The 1,803-nt window shown below is 61.5% G+C and carries 2 protein-coding genes; one reads left to right on the forward strand and one right to left on the reverse strand.

Annotation, left to right across the window (positions count from 1 at the left end; all coding sequences use genetic code 11):
* Positions 1–172 precede the first annotated feature (172 nt).
* The gene (locus EN925_RS34450) at positions 173–1,066 is read right to left on the reverse strand and encodes a LysR family transcriptional regulator (protein ID WP_064992507.1); all 894 of its coding nucleotides are present in this window, start codon (positions 1,064–1,066) and stop codon (positions 173–175) included.
* 150 nt (positions 1,067–1,216) lie between these two features.
* On the opposite strand from EN925_RS34450, the gene EN925_RS34455 reads away from it, so the two are divergent.
* The coding region (locus EN925_RS34455) for an MFS transporter (RefSeq protein ID WP_128337300.1) at positions 1,217–1,803 on the forward strand (587 nt) is incomplete at its 3' end.

A 1,803-nucleotide genomic window follows, 5' to 3' on the forward strand; every position in this document is an offset into this window, starting at 1 on the left:
GGTGTCAGGGCGAAACTGCCTGGAGCAGCCATCGCAAACAAGCTCAAAGTTGGCTGGATGATGATCGTTGCTGTCGCAAGATCTTAACAGTGAAGGCCTCCGCGATCTGCGGTGGAACGTCGCCACCCGCATCATCCCTCACAACCCAGCACAAGGAGTGGCTTGGCTGGCGTCAGATTCGATGCCGGAGCGCCTCCACGATCACCGCCATCGCAGGCGAGAGCTGCCGCCTGCTCGGGTAGTAGAGGTGATAGCCCGCAAATGGCTGACTCCAGTCGTCAAGCACCAGCCTGAGGCGTCCGCTGGCGATGTGGGGGCTTACGAGATTTTCCGGGACATAGGCGATCCCGCAACCGCGTATCGCAGCCTCGATCATGGGTATGGACGAATTGAAGGTAAGTTGTCCTTCTACCCGCACGCGAAGGTCGCGCCCATCCCTGGCGAATTCCCAGGCATACAATCCGCCGAAAGTCGCCTGTCGCATGTTTATGCAGTCATGATCGACCAGATCCTGGGGGGTGGTTGGCACCGGATGGTGGGCAAAGTACTCCTCCGAAGCCACGGCCACGAGCCTCCAATCCGGACCGATCCGCACCGCGATCATATCCCTGTCGATGCTCTCGCCCAGCCGCACGCCTGCGTCAAAGCGCTCCTCCACAATGTTCTTCATGCCGTTGTCGCTGTAGAGCTCGACGCGCACGTCGGGATAGTCGCCAAGCACGGGCTGCAGCTTCGGCCAGACAGTCGTCTGGAGCGCATGGTCGGATAGCGTGATGCGGACCGTTCCGGAGGGTTTGTCGCGAAAGGCCACCAGGCTTGCAAGGTCGGCCTCGATTTCATCGAAGCGCGGGCCAAGAGATTGGAAAAGCCGCTCGCCGGCCTCGGTCGGGGCAACGCTCCGCGTCGTGCGCGTCAGCAGGCGGACGCCAAGACGAGATTCCAGCTCCTTGATCGTCGAACTCAGAGTCGACTGCGAGGTTCCGAGCTTGGCCGCCGCCCTGGTAAAGCTGCGTTCCTGGGCGACCGCCACGAACCACAGAAGATCCTTCATGCCATCCCGCTGCATAGGTCACCTCCGACGGCATTTATATCACAAGCAGATAAGTCCATGCGAATTCCTCAGTCTAATAGAATGGGTTCCGCGTCGATATATTCCGGGCATGGCGACGGGGATCGCGGCTGATCCGCTCCCGGTCGCCTTGCAAGGATGCCAATTATGGAAACAACCTACGACACAAGGTCCCTCAAAGACCGCGCCGCATGGAGTGCGGTGCTTTCGATGGCGCTGTGCGTCTTCGTGCTTATCGCGTCGGAATTCATGCCGGTCAGCCTGCTCTCCCCGATCGCAGCCGATCTCAACATCACCGCAGGCCGCGCCGGACAGGCGATTTCGGTTTCGGGTGCTTTTGCCGTCGTGACCAGCCTCTTGGTCGCGGGCCTCACCCGGCGAATTGACCGCCGGCTGGTCGTCACCGGCTTTACGGTTCTCCTGATCGTATCCGGGCTCGCAGTGACCTTTGCGTCGAATTTTGCACTTCTCATGGTTGGCCGCGCGCTGCTCGGTGTCGCGATCGGCGGCTTCTGGTCGATGTCGACCGCGATCGTCATGCGCCTCGTGCCGCAAGGCATGGTTCCAAAGGGCCTCGCCATGCTGAACGCCGGCAATGCGATCGCGGCCACGATCGCCGCGCCGCTAGGCAGCTTTCTTGGCGCCTATATCGGCTGGCGCGGCGCTTTCTTTCTCGTCGTGCCGCTCGGTCTGCTGGCGCTGGTCTGGCAGTGGATCAGCCTTCCAGCGCTGCC

Source organism: Mesorhizobium sp. M7A.F.Ca.US.006.04.2.1 (genome assembly GCF_004022915.1).
In the GTDB taxonomy this organism is placed as follows: Bacteria; Pseudomonadota; Alphaproteobacteria; order Rhizobiales; family Rhizobiaceae; genus Mesorhizobium; species Mesorhizobium ciceri.